At 58.5% G+C, this 1,230-nt stretch carries 1 protein-coding gene; it reads right to left on the reverse strand.

Going from position 1 to position 1,230, the window contains the following annotated elements:
• Positions 1 to 218 precede the first annotated feature (218 nt).
• A partial coding sequence (locus LRG07_RS13620; RefSeq protein ID WP_238642736.1) for a hypothetical protein occupies positions 219 to 1,230 on the reverse strand: 1,012 nt, incomplete at its 5' end.

A 1,230-nucleotide genomic window follows, 5' to 3' on the forward strand; every position in this document is an offset into this window, starting at 1 on the left:
AAGCTCATCAGCGTTGACCAGTCGCTGCAGCCGCGCACGCACGCGACGGCTCGGCTCCGGGCTTGCACTCCGTGCCGCCATACATGCCTCCAGGATCACCGGCGGCCCGCAAGCCGCCAGTGCAGATATTCGGTTGCCCGGTCCCAAGAACCGGGCTGGATTAAAAAAGCCCACCCCGCGCACGGGGTGGGCTACTGCCACACGATACCCTCTAAACGTTAATACGCAGCGAGGTTGTCGTGATCGAAATCGCCGTCGTCGAGGTCGACGCCTACCAGCTCGACCACCTGCTCGTAGCTAGCGAATTCGTAATTGCCATTATCCTCTTCGACTTGAAGGATACCAAGATTCGCGTCACCGCCATCCTCCATCCAAGCGACGAGGAGTTCGTTGCCCGTGCCGATGTCATCAAGATTGGAGGCATCGTCGTTCAACGACTCCATGAGATCGTCACCATCATCAAAACCGGCATTAAGAATCAGCGTCTCGCCGTCCCATGTCCCCCCGGCGCCGTCGATGCTATCAAAGTCGACGTCATCAGCGGTAGTTTCCGTGAACGAGGCACTGTCATCCCATCCGCCGTCGAAGTCGTAATCCAGGGCAACGGTGTCTTCGGCATTGGCCGTGCCATCCTCGAACTCGTTGACGACACTGCCAAACGCCGATTCACCAATACCGACGACCTGCTCTTGGCTGGTATCGTCTTCCAGCGTCAGCTCCAGCTGATCACCGAGATAGAGGTCTTGGGTAGCCCCAGTACCATCAGTGTGAACCTCCGCATCATCCTCGATGCGGACAGCATCGACATCACTCCCGACGGTCAGGGCACCATCCGTCCCGCCCTGGAGGATCAGCAGATCCACCTCGCCATCGAAGCCGACCTCATCCTGATCATCCGCATCCCACTGCGTAGTCACCGTTACCGAATGGAAGTCCGCGACAGGGATAACATCATTGACGGACCCCGCGCCCGTGAACGTCGGCTCGAAGAGCGTATCGGGCACATCTGCGCCCGTGAACGTATTAGCCTGTTCTTGGATGAACCCGTCTGCTGCGAGCGACTCATACGAGTCCTCGACATTCACATCCGAAGCGCCTTGCAGTGCACCAGCACCAACGCCGTTGGTGACCTGATCAACACTCAGCGACCAGATGACCTCACCATCAAAGTCATCCGCGATGGCATCCGCCGCCGTAGTACCCAGATCCCAATTGAAGCTGGAGTCGGAT

Origin of the sequence: Halorhodospira sp. 9622 (genome assembly GCF_022228025.1) — a bacterium.
In the GTDB taxonomy this organism is placed as follows: Bacteria; Pseudomonadota; Gammaproteobacteria; order Nitrococcales; family Halorhodospiraceae; genus Halorhodospira; species Halorhodospira halophila_A.